Here is a 15,743-nt window from a genome sequence, read left to right on the forward strand (position 1 = left end):
GGCGGGCTTTTCCAATGGACAGCAAATGCGGCCCAGTACCCCATATGAACTACAGCTCTTTGGGCTTCACGCTTTTAAAGCTTTCCCGCTCCCCTTTATATTTCCGGTAACCGGTATAAGTCAGGATCAGGATGATGAACGAGCCGGCCCAGAAGGTCCACGGCCACAGTCCGTTGACCTCGTCAATGGGGGCGAAGGCCGGGTTATCGTCTTTTTTCTTACCGAATAAGCCGTTAAACACTTCCTCGCCGGAAGTCACGACATCCTGAATTTCGGCAGCCGAGGACGATGAAGACTGAACCAAGCCGCCTGCATAAGATACCCAGGCATCCGCTGCTGTGATTTCCTCCGGTTTACGCTGAATGATCACGGCCGGGCGGATGATCTCATAATGGTTCTGCAGGCTCTCGTAAGCCGCTTTCATCCCCCGGGAGTCGGCAGCGGCCGCCCGGGCCTTCATTTCGCTCAGGTCCTCACGAAGCACCTTGTAGTACTGCATCCACATCGGCTGTTTGGGGTGACTTAAGCTGTCCGCTGCCAACCGGAATTTGGCCGAAGCCGTCTGCCATTGTTCCTGCTGGATTTGCGCCTGATTCGTCGCTTCCTTCATTTCCACCAAGCTCTCCGATAAGGCATGAAATCCTTCCACACTCGTCAAGCCTTGAAAGGATGAATGCTCAAATATATCGCTGGCCTGCAGAATTTCCTGCCGGACGAGATTGATGTTACCCTCCAGTACATGCTGATAAAGCGAGTCGGCCAGCAGATCGAGCTGCTCCGCCTGCTTCACCGCCTCAGCATTCCCGTCTGAGCCTCCTGCAGCCGACAGCGTATCGGCGTCCGCCGCCACCCAGGATAGACTGCAGCCGAGTCCAAGCAGCACCACGATGACCGCCAGGCTCCATCTGGCAGCCGTGCCTCTACGTAACATGGGACATCCCTCCTACCGTATATGTATGGCAGAAGGGATGTCCCTAGAACTGAACTTCAAGTCAGCGCCTTGCCTGTCTGATGACAAGCCAAGCCAGCAGCGCGCTGAACAGCGTCAAACCGAAAGTAAAATATTGTACGCTCGCGATATCGTCCATCAGCTGAACGGGCAGCCAAGGAAATACCCCGTATGTATAATCCACCGTATCGTTCAGGAATGTCCAGGCCACAGCCGGAATCAGCATCGTCTCGCCTAACTTGAACAGGCGGACGTACAGCAGCGCTTCAATGGCCATCGCTGAATGGGAGAGGACCAGCATCCAGTCCTGCCATACCAGCGGGGAACCCTGTGCATATCCGGCAAATATGATGCTCACCGCCCAGATGCCGTATTTCACCGACGTGACGACGGCCAGCGCCTCAATTAGCAGCCGGAATCCGTATCCGAACTTCGTCCTAGGCGGATACAGCAGCGTATAGACTGCGATCGTAAAAAATAAGCTTGCCGTCGGACTGTCCGGAACGAAAATGACCTGCCAGAACGGGTTGTTCGCCACGGTATATTCCATTTGTTCCGCATACCAATAGTAACCGTATACTGTTCCGAGCAGGTTACACCATAACAGGAGCCATAAAAATCCCCGGTTTCCGAGGAGCGAACGGCTCCAGAAATAAGCGATCGACACGCTTGTCCCTCCTTGTACTCCCACGATCCCTTTACCGCTAAAGCTGGGTTATTGAGCTTCGTTCATTGTGTTTTTAGCATGTAAGCATACTTTCTGATCTCTTAAAAAAACCTGATCGTAAATACGATCAGGTTTTCATAAGTATGGCCGCTTATTGCTCTGCCTTTTGCTTCGAAAGCCATTCTGCCAAATGATCAATGTCTTTGTCGGTCAGGCCTGCAGCGATTGCTGAGTCGTACATGGCAGGCATCTTACCTTCATAGCCCTCTTTGATGATTTTCAGAATGTCTTCTTTGTTATGTTTGTCGCCGACTCCACGGAGAGACGGACCCGCAGCACCTTTCATATCCGCTGCGTGGCAGGTAATGCAGCCAGCTTTTTTATAAGATTCCATTGCCGGATCTTCTTTATCGACGATCGCGATCTCTTTTTGCTGGTTCGCGCTGGTCGTCGGAAGTCCTTTTGCCTTGTTTTCGGCAGCTTTCTCTTCACGCTGGATGTTCTCCGGAATTTGACCGGTTGCAGCCATTTCTTCTTTGTAGTGGTGCCATGCGGAGTTCGTCAGGTACACCACGGCGATCAAAGAGAGAAACATCAGCGAGGAAGCGATCGGTCTGCGGTAAAAACGGCGCTCTTTGCCAGTGTCCAGGAAAGGAGCCAGCAGCAGTGAACCAAACGCTACACCGCTTACACCAATCGTGCCGAGAACGACGTAACTTCCGGATGCGTACGGCAATTTCAGATATTGGTACAAGAACAAGAAGTACCAGTCAGGCATCGGGATAATGGACGCACTTGGGTTCGCAGGGAACCACAGTGGAGCCGGCTCCGCAATGGTGAGCACCAGAAATCCGACAAGTACGACAACACCGACCATCCATTCTTTCAAAAGAAAGTTAGGGATAAACGCTTCCGATTTGCCTGGATACGACGTGTAGTCCGGCGGTGTAATGAACCCGTTGCCTTTACGGACGCGCGAGTCGCCGACATACACCACTTTTTCTTTTGAATTGTTACCGTGTGCCATCGATATTCCTCCCTTCTTATTATAGTGGACCGGAAATGCCCTGTCTGCGGATCATGATAAAATGTCCGACCAGAAGAATGAGCAACACGGCCGGGAGGAAAAAGACGTGAAGTGCGAAGAAACGCGTTAACGTCTCGGCACCTACAATCGTACCGCCCTGCAGGAATTCCTTAATGATCGGCCCAAGCCATGGAACGGAATTCGCAATTTCCAGCGTAACCTTTGTTGCAAAGTAGGCTTTGTTATCCCAAGGAAGGAGATAGCCTGTCAGGCCCAAGCCCAGCATGATAAAGAAAATCAGCATACCCACAACCCAGTTCATTTCGCGAGGCGCCTTATAGGAACCTGTGAAGAACACGCGCATGGTATGTAGGAACATCATAACGATAACCAAGCTCGCCCCCCAGTGGTGCATACCGCGGACGATTTGCCCGAAGGCTACTTTCGTCTGCAGGTACTCAACGCTGGCGTAGGCGTTAATGATGTCCGGAACGTAATACATGGTCAGGAACATCCCCGACAGGATCTGGATGACCGTGATAAAAAACGTCAATCCGCCAAAACAGTATACAAACGCAGAGAAATGATGCGCCGGGTTAACGTGCTCCGGCACTTCATGGTCCGCCACGTCTCTCCAAATCGGCGTGACATCAAGACGTTCATCAATCCAGTTGTAGACATTCTTAAACATCCGATTCTACGCCTCCTATTTTACTTCAGTATTCGGCTCGACTCCGCCAAGGTACACCCAACCGTTTTCAATCTTTATTTTGTAAGTGTCGAGCGGCTTTGGCGCAACGGCCAAGTTCTTGCCTTCTTTGGTATAACGCGCCCCGTGGCATGGGCAGTGGTATTCATCCGGGAAGCTTTTATCATTGTTCCAGCCGACCGTACAGCCCAAATGCTTACAGATCGGGGACAGCGCATAGATTTTTCCCTGTTCATCCTTGCGTATCCAAGCAGTTAATGTAGCAGTGCTTGCATACCATCCATCCTGCTGCTTCAGCTCAAAAGAGAATTCTTGAGGCTCGTCGGTAATTTTGCTTTCTTCGACAACTTTAATGAACTCTCCCTCGCCCTTCTTGTGCAGGATCGGATCCACAGCAAAACGCACCATCGGCAGGACTGCACCGGCTGCCATGTAAGCAGTGGCACCGCCCAATGTATAAGTCAGAAATTGTCGACGGGACATTTCTTTACGACCGGGTGGTTTGTGAGATGGTTCATGGTGCTCATTTTGGTTGCTCATAATGTCTTCAACCCCCTTTGTCAACCAAGTCTTAAAGTGCTTTCAATGATTATTATCACACGACTTACTAGGACATAATAATAATATATTAGCCTTATAAGACCGTCAAGAATATCCAACTCTTTTATCAGGCGGAAGAAGATTTAGCCAATTAAATTGTTGAATTTCTGTCACATTTCCATCTTGCTGTCACGCTGCCACATTTCCTGTATTTTATCCTTAATCTGGCCTGCTATACCTGCTCCGCCCGTTTCTTCATTGTATACTTTCCGGGACAGAACCAAATCACAGCTTTCAATCTTTCCTTGGATCAGCTCGATGTCTGCCGTCATGACAATGACGTAAGCAAAGCCCGCTTCCCTAACATTGCGACAAACTTCCTGCAATAACGACAGATCCTCTCCTTGGCCGTATTGTACGGCCGGATATGTAATGATCCTCCCTTTAAACGGGATCTCGACCAGGTCCATAAAATCCCGCAGCCTCGCCAGCGCCTCCGTCGCTTCTATGGGAGACTCTTTGCCCGACAGGCCGGTGTAAGGGATGAGGCAGGTGTCGAAATAGGGGGAGAGCTCACTCCATGTTGCCTCTTCCACTTCGCTGAACTTCATTCAAGGGTTCACCCTTTCCATTATTTTTCACCATTCCATTCTATAATATGCTTGTTCCCGTGTCAGCAATTTGTAAAATTCATTCGCGCAGGCCGTCCCAACAAAAAAGAAATGCAGCATGAAAGCCTGCATTTCTTTTCATTTATTCCACTTAATTAAGCAACTTCAGTTCATCCGTCAGGTTACGGAAAGCCGCCTCGTCTCCGGATGCCAGAGCCCTGTCTATTTCACGGTAAAGCTCCTCGCTCCGGTGTTTTCGCAACGCTTCGTCCCATACCATTTCAGCCGCCAGCCCCAACATGACTTCATAAGTAGCTTTCATCTTATCCATTAGGATGCACCTCCGAACCTTTGATTAGAACATCCTATACTCTTTACCCTTGTCCACATAGTTTTGAGTGGTACGATACATTCTGCGCAAGTCTTCTTCGGTTAATTCACGGACCACTCTCGCCGGCGAACCCAGAGAAAGCGTATAGGGTGGTATTTTTTTATTTTCAGTAACGATAGATCCTGCCCCTATTAAAGCATATTCACCAATCTCGGCCCCGTTCAGTACGATGGCCCCCATTCCGATTAATGTACCTTTGCCTATTGTGCAGCCGTGAACGATGGCGGCATGTCCGACGGAGACGTCGTCCTCCAGAATCAGCGGCTCGTCCGTATTGACGTGACCTACCGCTCCATCCTGAATATTGCACCGGTCACCGATCACAATGGGTGCCATATCACCCCGAAGCACGGCGTTAAACCATACGCTTGATTGCTGTCCAATTTGAACGTCACCGACAATTTTGGCACCCTCCGCGACATAGACGGACGGGTGGATTTTTGGCAGATGCTGGCCGTAAGGTAACAGCATGTTTTCATCACCCCTTAACTTTGGGAGTGATTGTAACAAGGCGGCTATGACTTGTCAATGAGCGGTTCCAGCTCGCCGCTTCCGAGGTTCAGGCTTTTGCTGGCCAGCTTTTGTCCGAAAGCGGTCATCTTCAAAACCATGCCGCTCTCCGGACTTTCTCCGATGCGGATCAGCCCAAGATGCATCATCATCGCGATAATTCTTTCATTTAATATCGACTCTGCAGTGTCGTAATAAAACGGTTTGATCAGCCAGCCCAAAGCATCATGCAGGGAAGCGGCGGTTACCCATTCCTTGGCGCATTCCCCGGTCCAATATACGAGGGATGCCAAGTTAGGTATGGCGCTTTTATAAAGTTTTAACCAAAAGCGGAAAATTTGTACCATGCTCTCTTTCGTCCCGCTTTCCAGCAGCTCTGCGCCCTTGCCCGACAGTTCCAGCCGGCTGCCGTTTTCTTCGATATATCTATGGTAGAACGCATAGTCATACAGAAGCGCCATCCGGTTGGGGTATGCATTGAAGCTCCTGCCGTAGCCAAAGCGCCATCCCCCTTTGGTCAGCAGAGGCTCGCTGACATGGAACATGTCCATTAACTGCTGCTGGTATCGCTTGTACATTACGAATTCCTGATTCAGCTCGATCTCCTGCTGGTTCACATACTTCAGCATGTACATCAGATCCTCGGCGCACAGATCCTGCTCTTCCCGGTAAACCGGAGGCTCTCCGGATTTAACGACCTTTCGCTTCAGTGCGTGTCCAAGCTCGGCCCGGAACCGGTCCTTCAGATCACTCGGCATTTGAAACAGATACTTGGTGCTTGATGTCATTCCGTTGAACAGCCAGCCGCTTCGCTTATAGCGGGCGATAGCTTCCCTCGGGGTCTCATGCACCTCGTTTGCCGGGAGGTCAAAAGCCGTCTGCCGGACGACAGCCGCCAAATCTTCTACGCTGTAAAACGATCTGCTGTCAAACAAGACTGAGTTCAGAAAGCGTAAATCTTGAAGGGAAACCGTGTTAACCTGCTGCGCGATAAACTCCCTCCGGTTCAGCGTGACCAGGATGCTCTGGATCAGTTCATGCTTGGAATTCCGCTTGCACTGGCATTGGTAGTGGCTTGCAATGGTAGTCAGCTGGCCGATATCCGCATACGAAAGCATATCCGCTAAATTCATGTCATCATCGCCTCGCCGTTTTACTACCATTATGGGAATTATTACAATTTTTATTCGATCCGGGCAAAAAAAATAACCCGGCGCTTGTCCGAGTTATCCGTTCTTTTCCGCCAAATGGCGGGTGCAGTTATAGAGGAGCGGCACCCAGTCGATATCCTTTTTCTCCAGGATCGTAAGCGACAGGTTGCCAATCCGTTCCGTATATTTATCCCTGTACAGTGACTTGTACAGCTGTGCCAGCAGCCCGCCGTGACTCACGACGAGCATGTTTTTATCGGGGTAAGCCGTCCACATATCCTCCATAAACGCCAAAGCTCTAGCCTCAATCTGCTCGATCGTCTCCTGGCCCAGGTCATGCACATCCCATTGCTTGCCCCAGCGGCTTTCCCGCTCATCCGCCGTCAGTCCCTCCGCTTGCCCAAAACTCCGTTCATTCAGCCGCTCATCAGGCTCAAGCAGCGGTATGTGGAGCTTGTCGGCCAGAATTTGCCCGGTTTCCCGCGCGCGGGAGAGCTTGCTGCTGATGATAAAATCCCAACGGTACGGTTCGTGAAGCAGCCTTTCCCCAAGCCGCTCCGCCTGCTGTCTGCCCTCTTCATTCAAAGGGATATCGCTCTGTCCCTGAATTTTGCCGAGCTTATTCCAATCCGTCAGGCCGTGGCGGATCAAACCGATCATCATACGCGTATCCCCTTTCTTCTATATATATATGCGAAAGAACCTATTTTCTGATACGGCTGACCCTTCCCAATGAAAAGAGGGCCATTCCTACCCCGAGTACCGACAGAATCATCCAGTACTGTGGATGGGTCGGACCCATGCCGGCGACAAGCGGCTCGATAATCCCGCTGTTCGTCTTCGGGATCACATAACTGACCTGTTCCGTCACCACGGACGAACCCGCAACGCCGGTCGGAAGAATCCCGGTAGGTACCGCTTCGGCTGTCTCTTTAGCAAACGGCTTATCCATGATGGCCCAATACAGAAAGCTCACCAAAAATACCATGACAAACCCGGCAATCCACCAGGACATGCGTTTTCGGGTAGATGCAGGTACGGCAAAAGGTTTGCTCCGGTCCGGAATCAGCCACGGGGACTCCCGGTATATACGGTCCATGACGTTCCGGTTGATTTCTTCCGCCTGTTCTTCCGTCGGCTCCTCCTGCAATTCCATCATGAGAACCCGGCTTTCTTTCCATAACGCCAATTCTGCTTGGCAATCACTGCAAGTGGCTGTATGCTGTTCGAGCTCAATCCGTCTCGGATCGTCTTCTTCCAAATCCAAAACGATGCCGAACAGGCTGTGAGCCTCATCGCAATTCATTTGCTTTTCATCCCTTCATATTCTTCATACGTCAGCTCGTAAAAATACGGCTCCAGCTGAACTTTTACACTGGACCTTGCCCGGAATAGAAGAGATTTTACAGAGCTGACGCTTTGACCTAAAATGTCGGCAATCTCCTGGTAATCGAGCTGATCGTATTCCCGTAAAATGAGCGCGGATCGCTGCTTTTCCGGCAGGTTGTTAATGGCCTCGCGAACCAGCTCCACCTTCTCGGTGCGCAAAATGGCCTGCTCCGGCGCCACCTCCATCGGCGCAACCGGTGTAACCCCGCTCTCCTCCAGCGGCACATTGGCGCTGCGCTGCTTTCTCAGCTCACTGAGCACCGTGTTCCGGGCAATCGTATAGAGCCATGTGGAGAACGATGCGTCGACCTCACGAAACGAATGCAGGCTCTTGAAAGCCTTGTAAAACGTCTCTGAACACAAGTCTTCCGCCATTAACTCCAAATGTGAACTTTTAAGCATATGATATACAAAAGCCAATATTTTCCGCTGATAACGGCGCATCAATTCAGAGAAGAGCTCTACATTGCCCTTCTTGATGTCCTGTATCATCTGCGAATCCGTCATTTCCATTGTGACCTCCTCGACCGTACACAAGCATCCCCGTTCGATTCAGTTATATGTTTGTACTGAACAGGTGATGAAAAGTTGCGGTATTTACGCCACCGCGCGGCAGTATAAACGTCCAAAAAGCTATGTATTCGGCAAAATCGGCAACGATTCTACAAATATATCATTTCCATTGTAACATATTAATTCCTGCTAGTCAGTCGAACCTCAAGAAGAATTGCCAAATCCAAGGAGATATTAACGCTTTTTGGGACACAATGAATCATCACTAATCTCTTAATAGACGAATTTCGCCCCGTAAATGTTGCTAGATTATAGAAAAAAATGGCCGCAAAATAAAAAAAGGCAAAAAAAAACCACCCGCATCGGGTGGCTGCACAAAGTGCCATTTATTTGGATAGGAGTGGAGAGAAACCATACTGTACTTTTATTATATGTATACGTTTTCATTTTGTCAACACTAAAGTAAGCGTTTTTTTGTAAACGTTTTAAAATTTACTGCGATACCTGATAACTCATGGATTGCAGCAGTTCCTTGGCCCGCTCCAAATCATGTTCCTGCCTGAAGGACAGGCGCAGAATGCCCGGGACGTCCTCCCTACTCTCGATGATCTGCATGTTGCTGAGGTTGATGTGCCTAACGCCCAGCTCTGTGGCGATTTTCCCGATAATACCGGGCGTATCCGGTACGTCGAGGTACAGATCAAAACTAGGCGTAATCATGCCCTTGCGGCGCTCCGGAAGCTCGCTGCGGAAATCGTTCGCCTTGGCAAACGCCTCTTGAATGGCCTGTCCATCGCCCTCCTCCAGCATCTCTACGAACGCGGCGATGCCTTCATTCCAGTCCTTGAGCTGTCTGAGCAGCACGTTTTTGTTGCCCAGCAGAATGTCGCGCCAAATCAGCGGATCGCTGGATGCAATCCGGGTAATGTCACGAAAACCGCCTGCCGCGAGCAGCCGGTATAAGGAATTGGAATGATTGTAATCGCACACCTGGTTCACGAGCGCCACTGCGATGATATGCGGCAGATGGCTGATCGCCCCGACGATTTCATCGTGCAGGACCGGATCCACCTTGACGATTTGGGCGCGGGTGTATGACAGCAGCTGCGCCAGCGCGTCATAAGCATGATCAGGCGTGCCCGGAGGCGGAGTCAGCACGTAATACGCGTTCTCAAACAGCAGCGGCGTGGCCGCCTCTACACCGGAACGTTCGGAGCCGGCCATCGGGTGCCCGCCGATGAAGTAAAAGTCCTTGAAATCATGCGCGCGCGCCGCCTGCGCGATGCTTGCCTTCGTGCTGCCCACATCGGTGATGATGCAGCCCTTTTTCAATGGGAGTGCGCTTAACCGGTCCAGGTATTCTTCCAGCATACCGACAGGAACGCACAAAAAAATGAAGTCCGCATCAAGTGCGGCTTCTTCCATGGACAGCGTCGCTGCGTCGACGACGCCGCGGCTCATATATTTGTCGGCCAATTCAGGGAGATGGGCATGGCCCACGACGGTTAAGCCGGGCTTCCCTTTAAAGCAAAGCGCCAGCGAACCGCCGATCAGACCCACTCCAAATATAGCAATCTTCGTTGTATTCATGTTCCCTCACTCGTTTGTTCGCACTTACTGCACTTGGGCCTTATCTTCGCTCAATACCTGCTCCAATGCGTGAATAAATGCTTTATTTTGTTCCTCGGATCCAACGGTTACACGAACATGGTTCGGATACTTGCCGAATCCGGCGCGAACGATGATCCCCTTCTGAAGCAGCGATTGGAACATTTCCACCGCAGACTTACGCACATTGACCATAATAAAGTTGCCGTGCGCGGGGAAGTAATCGAGGCTTAGCCGGTCGAACTCAGCCTGCAGCTGCTTGATGCCCTCCGCGTTCGCGATGCGGCAGTTAGCCACGTATTCCTGATCACCAAGCGCCGCTTTGGCCGCTGCCTGGGCTGCCCGCGTCGTGTTGAACGGCTCGCGCACCCGGTTGATCAGCTGAATGACCTCAGGCTGAGCTACGCCGTAGCCGATCCGCAGGGAAGCCATGCCGTAGATCTTCGAGAAGGTCCGGAGAACGACCAGGTTTGGATATTGGGATAGGAGCTTGCTTCCGTCCGGGTAGGAGAGGTCGGTTACATACTCGAAGTAAGCCTCATCCAGCACGACCATCACATTCGATGGAACTTGATCCAGGAAACCGGTCAATTCGGTTTCGGAGAGAATGGTTCCCGTCGGGTTGTTCGGGTTGCAAATCCACACGATCTTCGTCTTGCTGCTGAGCTTGGCGAGCATCGCTTCAAGATCATGCTTTCCGTCCACCAGCGGAACCTCGATGCTGACGGCCCCTTCGATGTCGGCGTTGCTTTTATACACGGAGAAGGTTTGATCCGCCATGATGGTTTCGTCGCCGGAAACCAAGAACGCGCGGCAGATCAGGGCGATGACTTCGTCCGAGCCGCAGCCGAAAATGATTTGCCCGGGCTCAACACCCAGGAAGCGGGCTACTTCCGCCGTAAGCTCCACCGCGCCTCCGTCCGGGTACAGACTGATGTTGTCGAGCTCGGCAAGCACCGCCTCCTTCACACGCGGTGAAGCGCCGTAAGGATTTTCGTTGGAAGCCAGCTTGATGACTTCGCTGAGACCAAGCTCCCGCTTGACTTCTTCAATCGGTTTGCCCGGCTCATAGACCGGAATGTTCACTATCTGGGATTTTGGTTTCACCGTATCCCCCCTCACTTTCAACTCAAGATTATGGTTTTAATTGTGCCACAAATTCACGGATTTGCAAAAGGCCCTGTTCATGCGTATCTCCGCCCTGCAGCAGCGGAATGGCCTCTTCGACCTTGCGGACGATGGCGCTGCCCACGACGACACCGTCGCAGATCCGGGAAAAGCGCACCGCCTGCTCCCTGTTCGAAATACCGAAGCCGATAGCCACCGGAATGTCCGTATACTTCTTCACGCTGGCGATGAAATCTTCCACGCCTTCGTGGAAGCTCGCCCGCTCACCCGTCACGCCAAGCGAGGATACGCAGTAAATGAAGCCTCTGGCTCCTTCCACGATCGATTTGATCCGCTCATGGGAGGTCGGAGCCACCAGCGGAACGACATGAATATCCGAGCGCTCGGCCCGGGCGCGTACGTCGGCTGACTCCTCAATCGGCAGGTCCGGAATGATAATGCCGCTAATGTCATGTGCTTTGACCTCTTCAAAAAAGCGGTCCAGCCCGAACTGAAGCACCGGATTATAATAAGTAAACAGGATGAATGGCAGCTTCACCCCTGCCTTTCGTGCTCTGACCGCCGTTTCCATGCAGGTTTTGATCGTCACCTGATGCTTCAGCGCCCGCTCGGAAGCCCGCTGAATAACCGGGCCGTCGGCCAAGGGGTCCGAATACGGCACGCCCAGCTCGATCATGTCGGCTCCGGCCGCTTCGAGACCGGCTATAATTTCAACCGACGTATCGGGATCCGGGTCACCGATGGTCAGAAACGGAATCAGCGCCGTTTGATTCTCCTGTTTGAGACGGGCAAACGTTTGATCCATCAAATTCATGCCTGTTTACCTCCCGTATAAGCCATGATGGACTCCACGTCCTTGTCTCCCCGTCCGGACAGGCAGATGACGACGATGTCGTCCTCTCCGAGCCTCGGCGCCATCTTCACTACTTCAGCGATCGCATGTGCGGATTCCAGAGCCGGAATGATCCCTTCCGTCCGGCATAGCAGCTGAAGCGCATCGAGCGCTTCCTGGTCCGTGATCGGAACGTATTGGGCGCGCTCAATATCCTTAAGGTAAGAGTGCTCCGGTCCGACGCCCGGATAATCCAGGCCGGCCGATATGGAGTGGGCTTCCTGCACCTGGCCGAAATCGTCCTGCAGCAGATAGCTCATAGACCCTTGGAAGACGCCATGAGTGCCTTTGCTCATCGTCGCGGCGTGGAAGGCGGTCTCCACACCCTTACCAGCGGCCTCTACGCCGATCAACCGGACGTCCTTGTCCTCGATAAACGGAAAGAACATGCCGATCGCATTGCTGCCGCCGCCGATGGCTGCGACAACATAGTCCGGAAGACGCCCTTCCGCCTCCTGGATCTGGCGGCGCGTCTCGTCGCCGATAATCCGCTGGAAGTTGCGCACCATCATCGGATATGGATGCGGCCCTACGGCAGAGCCGAGGATGTAGAACGTATCGTCGACATGGCTGACCCAGTACCGCAGCGCCTCGTTGCCGGCGTCCTTCAGCGTACGCGAACCGGACGTAACGGGTACGACTTCGGCGCCCAGCATCTGCATCCGGAATACGTTCAACGCCTGCCGTTTCGTATCCTCTTCCCCCATGAACACCTTGCATTCCATTCCAAGGAGTGCGGCTACGGTTGCCGTGGCCACACCATGCTGGCCTGCTCCCGTCTCGGCAATGACCTTCGTCTTGCCCATTCGTTTGGCGAGGACTCCTTGTCCGAGCGCGTTGTTGATTTTATGGGCGCCGGTGTGGTTGAGATCCTCCCGTTTCAGGTAGATCTTCGCCTGCCCCAAATGCTTGCTGAGACGCTCCGCATAGTACAGGGGCGTCTCGCGGCCGGAGTACTGCTTAAGCAGATAGTTCAGCTCCTCCTGAAAGCTCGGGTCGTCCGAATATCGGTTGTATGACTCCTCGAGCTCGATCAGCGCGTTCATGAGCGTCTCGGGAACAAATCTCCCGCCAAACGGTCCGAAGCGCCCGTTCTTGTCTGGTAATTGTGTTGTCATGCCTGCTTCACCCTTCCCACAAATGCTGCGATTTTGTCTATATCCTTCACTCCGTCACTTTCCACGCCGCTGGAAACGTCTACGCCGTCCGGGCTGTACTTATCGATCAGCTCGGCCACGTTGGACGGCAGAAGGCCTCCGGCTACAAACAGCGGAATCCCTTGGGCTTTCGCCCAATCGCGGTATTCCGGTATCTCCTCCCAGGCAAACGTGCTTCCCGATCCTCCGCCATACACCGGATCGAATGTATCAAGCAGCAGGCCATCGATCACGCCTGCGTAAAGTTCATGATTTATAGATGCTTCGGAATTCTCATTAAGGGATTGAACTGATAGTACCTTGAATACCCGGGTCCCCAAACGCTCCTTGACCTCCCGGCAAAATTGCGGGCTTTCCTGTCCATGGAGCTGAACGACGTCGAGCCGGGCCTCCTCCACGATCGCCGCAAGCTCTTCCAGTTCCGGGTTGACGAACACGCCGACGCTTTGCGGAATTTCGGGCGTTTTCCACGCCTTCAGCTGTGCTGAAAGCAGGGCAGCCTGCTCAGGCGTTACCCGGCGCCGGCTCGGCGCGAATACGAATCCGATATAATCCACAGGCAAGTTTACCATTGATTTTAGCACTTCAACGTCCTGAAGTCCACAAATTTTTACCGCCGTCTCACCCACGATGCTTCACTTCTTCCCCGGATAAGGTCGGGCCCATCAAGTCACGGACCGCCTCCGCGATGTCATCCCGGCGCATGAAATACTCTCCGATCAGCACGCCGCTTGCGCCTGCCTGCTCCAAATAGGCCATATCTTCTTTGCCCGCGATGCCGCTCTCACTGATGACCGGAATCCCTTGTGGAATCAGCTCCCGAAGCTTTGCCGTTGCCTCCAGGGAAGTCTCGAACGTATGCAGATTCCGGTTGTTGATCCCGATCAGCGCTCCTTGGTGCAGATCCGCTCCGAGGCCAAGCACGGCTTCGAGCTCTTCCCGGCTGTGAACTTCAATCAGGGCGTCGAGCCCGAGCGCACCCGCCCGCTGCAGGTAAGCGGCGATTTGATCGGGCTCCAGAATGGCCGCGATCAGCAGCACCGCGTCCGCACCGAGGAGGCGGGCTTCATAAATTTGCCGCTCGTCGATGATGAAGTCCTTCCGCAGCAGCGGAAGGTCCACCGCGGCGCGCACATCGCGCAAATACTGCCCGCTCCCCTGGAAGTATTCGACGTCCGTCAGAACCGACAGGCAGTCGGCCCCTGCCGCTTCATAAGCCTGGGCGATACGCACCGGATGAAAATCCGGACGGATGAGACCCTTGGAAGGCGACGCCTTCTTTACCTCGGCGATCAGCCCCATGCTCCGCTTGCGTCCTTCAGTCAGCGCCCGGTGGAATCCTCTGGTCGCGGGCATCGCCGCGATTTGGCGCTCCGCTTCCGCAAGTGAAAAATGCTCGGCGAGTCGGGCCACCTCGGTCCGTTTGGTTTGTACGATTTTATCAAGATACATAGCTCAGCTCTCCTGTCATTTGGATCAGTTGCTCAAGTTTGGCCGATGCGCTGCCGTTGTCGATGGCCCGAACCGCCGCCTGCACGCCTTCCGCGATGCTGTCTGCAAGCCCCGCGACATAGATACATGCCCCCGCGTTGGCCAGCACGATGTCGCGGTACGGGCTCTTCTCGCCTGCCAGCACCGAGCGGATAATGGCGGCATTCTGAACTGCATCTCCGCCCAGAACGGCTTCCAGCGGGTGGACGTCCAACCCGAGATCATGCGGGTGAATCTGATAGGTCCGCACTTCGCCGCGACGCAGTTCGGAAATTTGCGTCGGCCCCGAGATGCTGATTTCGTCCAGACCTTCCAGGCTGGTCACAACGAGCGCCCGTTTGGAGCCGAGCTCCTTCAGCACGTTTGCGATCGTTTCGGTCTTGTTCCGGTCGTAGATTCCCAGCAGCTGACGGTCGGCTCCGGCTGGATTCGTCAGCGGTCCCAGCATATTAAATACCGTCCGCACGCCGAGCTCCTTGCGCGGAGCGGCTGCATGTTTCATGGACGGATGGTAGATTTGGGCGAACAGGAAGCAGATGCCGATTTCCTCGAGGCACCGTTTAGCCTGTTCACTGCTCAAGTGAATGTTAACGCCGAGCGCCTCCAGCACATCGGCGCTGCCCGCGCGGCCGGATGCCGAGCGGTTGCCGTGTTTAGCCACCCGGACCGAAACGGAAGAAGAAATAATCGCCGAGACGGTGGAAATGTTGAATTTGTGGATCCCCGATCCGCCCGTTCCGCAGGTATCCAGCAGCCTTGCGTTATCGGTCGCTACATGGCTCGCGACGCTTCTCATCGCTTCGGCAAACCCCGTGATTTCCTCCACGGTCTCCCCTTTGATCCGCAGCGCTGTCAGCAGCGCCCCGATCTGGGAAGATGTCGCCGCTCCCTCCATGATGCACTGCATCAGTCCGCGGGCTTCCTCCCTTGAAAGATCCGCGCCTCCGATTAATTGTGACAAACTCGCATGTATCAATTCGCTTGCGCTCATGCTCTTTCCTCTCCTTTCC

The 15,743-nt window shown here is 53.4% G+C and carries 19 protein-coding genes; all 19 read right to left on the bottom strand.

Features of this window, described 5'->3' with window-relative positions; translation table 11 throughout:
• Positions 1–49: 49 nt before the first annotated feature.
• The 19 genes from KI379_RS17745 to trpD all read right to left on the bottom strand — a co-directional run bounded on the left by KI379_RS17745 (position 50) and on the right by trpD (position 15,724).
• On the bottom strand, positions 50–931 hold the full coding sequence (locus KI379_RS17745) for a sporulation protein YpjB (RefSeq protein ID WP_076170118.1): 882 nt from the start codon (positions 929–931) through the stop codon (positions 50–52).
• Between the two features lie 61 nt (positions 932–992).
• Positions 993–1,616 carry a DUF1405 domain-containing protein gene (locus tag KI379_RS17750; RefSeq protein ID WP_076170117.1) on the bottom strand — a complete coding sequence of 208 codons (624 nt, stop codon included), beginning with the start codon at positions 1,614–1,616 and terminating at the stop codon, positions 993–995.
• Between the two features lie 151 nt (positions 1,617–1,767).
• Positions 1,768–2,643, bottom strand: coding sequence for a menaquinol-cytochrome c reductase cytochrome b/c subunit (locus KI379_RS17755; RefSeq protein ID WP_076170116.1), 876 nt, complete (start codon positions 2,641–2,643; stop codon positions 1,768–1,770).
• Positions 2,644–2,662: 19 nt separating this feature from the next.
• Positions 2,663–3,334 (bottom strand): menaquinol-cytochrome c reductase cytochrome b subunit, encoded by a 672-nt coding sequence (gene qcrB / locus KI379_RS17760; RefSeq protein ID WP_076170115.1) that lies wholly within the window; start codon positions 3,332–3,334, stop codon positions 2,663–2,665.
• A gap of 15 nt (positions 3,335–3,349) precedes the next feature.
• On the bottom strand, positions 3,350–3,892 hold the full coding sequence (locus tag KI379_RS17765) for a ubiquinol-cytochrome c reductase iron-sulfur subunit (protein ID WP_179232023.1): 543 nt from the start codon (positions 3,890–3,892) through the stop codon (positions 3,350–3,352).
• A gap of 170 nt (positions 3,893–4,062) precedes the next feature.
• Positions 4,063–4,503, bottom strand: coding sequence for a DUF2487 family protein (locus tag KI379_RS17770; RefSeq protein WP_212984347.1), 441 nt, complete (start codon positions 4,501–4,503; stop codon positions 4,063–4,065).
• 151 nt (positions 4,504–4,654) lie between these two features.
• Positions 4,655–4,834: an IDEAL domain-containing protein gene (locus tag KI379_RS17775; RefSeq protein ID WP_076170113.1), complete on the bottom strand. Its 180-nt coding sequence runs from the start codon at positions 4,832–4,834 to the stop codon at positions 4,655–4,657.
• A gap of 24 nt (positions 4,835–4,858) precedes the next feature.
• A complete protein-coding gene (locus KI379_RS17780) occupies positions 4,859–5,365 on the bottom strand; it encodes a gamma carbonic anhydrase family protein (protein WP_089548041.1) in 507 nt (168 codons plus the stop codon).
• Positions 5,366–5,409: 44 nt separating this feature from the next.
• A complete protein-coding gene (locus KI379_RS17785; RefSeq protein ID WP_089548042.1) occupies positions 5,410–6,537 on the bottom strand; it encodes a hypothetical protein in 1,128 nt (375 codons plus the stop codon).
• Positions 6,538–6,630: 93 nt separating this feature from the next.
• Complete coding sequence (locus KI379_RS17790; protein ID WP_145158489.1) at positions 6,631–7,218, bottom strand: histidine phosphatase family protein; 588 nt, start codon at positions 7,216–7,218, stop codon at positions 6,631–6,633.
• Positions 7,219–7,258: 40 nt separating this feature from the next.
• Positions 7,259–7,861 (bottom strand): anti-sigma factor family protein, encoded by a 603-nt coding sequence (locus KI379_RS17795; protein ID WP_212984348.1) that lies wholly within the window; start codon positions 7,859–7,861, stop codon positions 7,259–7,261.
• Complete coding sequence (locus KI379_RS17800) at positions 7,858–8,451, bottom strand: RNA polymerase sigma factor (RefSeq protein ID WP_076170192.1); 594 nt, start codon at positions 8,449–8,451, stop codon at positions 7,858–7,860. Before KI379_RS17800 ends, KI379_RS17795 begins: the two co-directional genes overlap by 4 nt.
• 498 nt (positions 8,452–8,949) lie before the next feature.
• Positions 8,950–10,047 carry a prephenate dehydrogenase gene (locus KI379_RS17805; RefSeq protein ID WP_089548044.1) on the bottom strand — a complete coding sequence of 366 codons (1,098 nt, stop codon included), beginning with the start codon at positions 10,045–10,047 and terminating at the stop codon, positions 8,950–8,952.
• A 24-nt stretch (positions 10,048–10,071) separates the two neighbouring features.
• Complete coding sequence (gene hisC, locus KI379_RS17810; RefSeq protein WP_212984349.1) at positions 10,072–11,172, bottom strand: histidinol-phosphate transaminase; 1,101 nt, start codon at positions 11,170–11,172, stop codon at positions 10,072–10,074.
• A gap of 28 nt (positions 11,173–11,200) precedes the next feature.
• Positions 11,201–12,007 (bottom strand): tryptophan synthase subunit alpha, encoded by an 807-nt coding sequence (gene trpA, locus KI379_RS17815; RefSeq protein ID WP_076170106.1) that lies wholly within the window; start codon positions 12,005–12,007, stop codon positions 11,201–11,203.
• A complete protein-coding gene (trpB, locus tag KI379_RS17820; RefSeq protein ID WP_089548046.1) occupies positions 12,004–13,203 on the bottom strand; it encodes a tryptophan synthase subunit beta in 1,200 nt (399 codons plus the stop codon). Before trpB ends, trpA begins: the two co-directional genes overlap by 4 nt.
• Complete coding sequence (locus KI379_RS17825; protein ID WP_212984350.1) at positions 13,200–13,871, bottom strand: phosphoribosylanthranilate isomerase; 672 nt, start codon at positions 13,869–13,871, stop codon at positions 13,200–13,202. The genes trpB and KI379_RS17825 overlap by 4 nt, the downstream gene beginning before the upstream one ends.
• Positions 13,864–14,694 (bottom strand): indole-3-glycerol phosphate synthase TrpC, encoded by an 831-nt coding sequence (trpC, locus tag KI379_RS17830; RefSeq protein ID WP_212984351.1) that lies wholly within the window; start codon positions 14,692–14,694, stop codon positions 13,864–13,866. Before trpC ends, KI379_RS17825 begins: the two co-directional genes overlap by 8 nt.
• On the bottom strand, positions 14,684–15,724 hold the full coding sequence (trpD, locus tag KI379_RS17835) for an anthranilate phosphoribosyltransferase (protein ID WP_212984352.1): 1,041 nt from the start codon (positions 15,722–15,724) through the stop codon (positions 14,684–14,686). Before trpD ends, trpC begins: the two co-directional genes overlap by 11 nt.
• Positions 15,725–15,743: the final 19 nt, after the last annotated feature.

The sequence above is a fragment of the Paenibacillus cineris genome (assembly GCF_018333335.1).
In the GTDB taxonomy this organism is placed as follows: domain Bacteria; phylum Bacillota; class Bacilli; order Paenibacillales; family Paenibacillaceae; genus Paenibacillus_AQ; species Paenibacillus_AQ favisporus.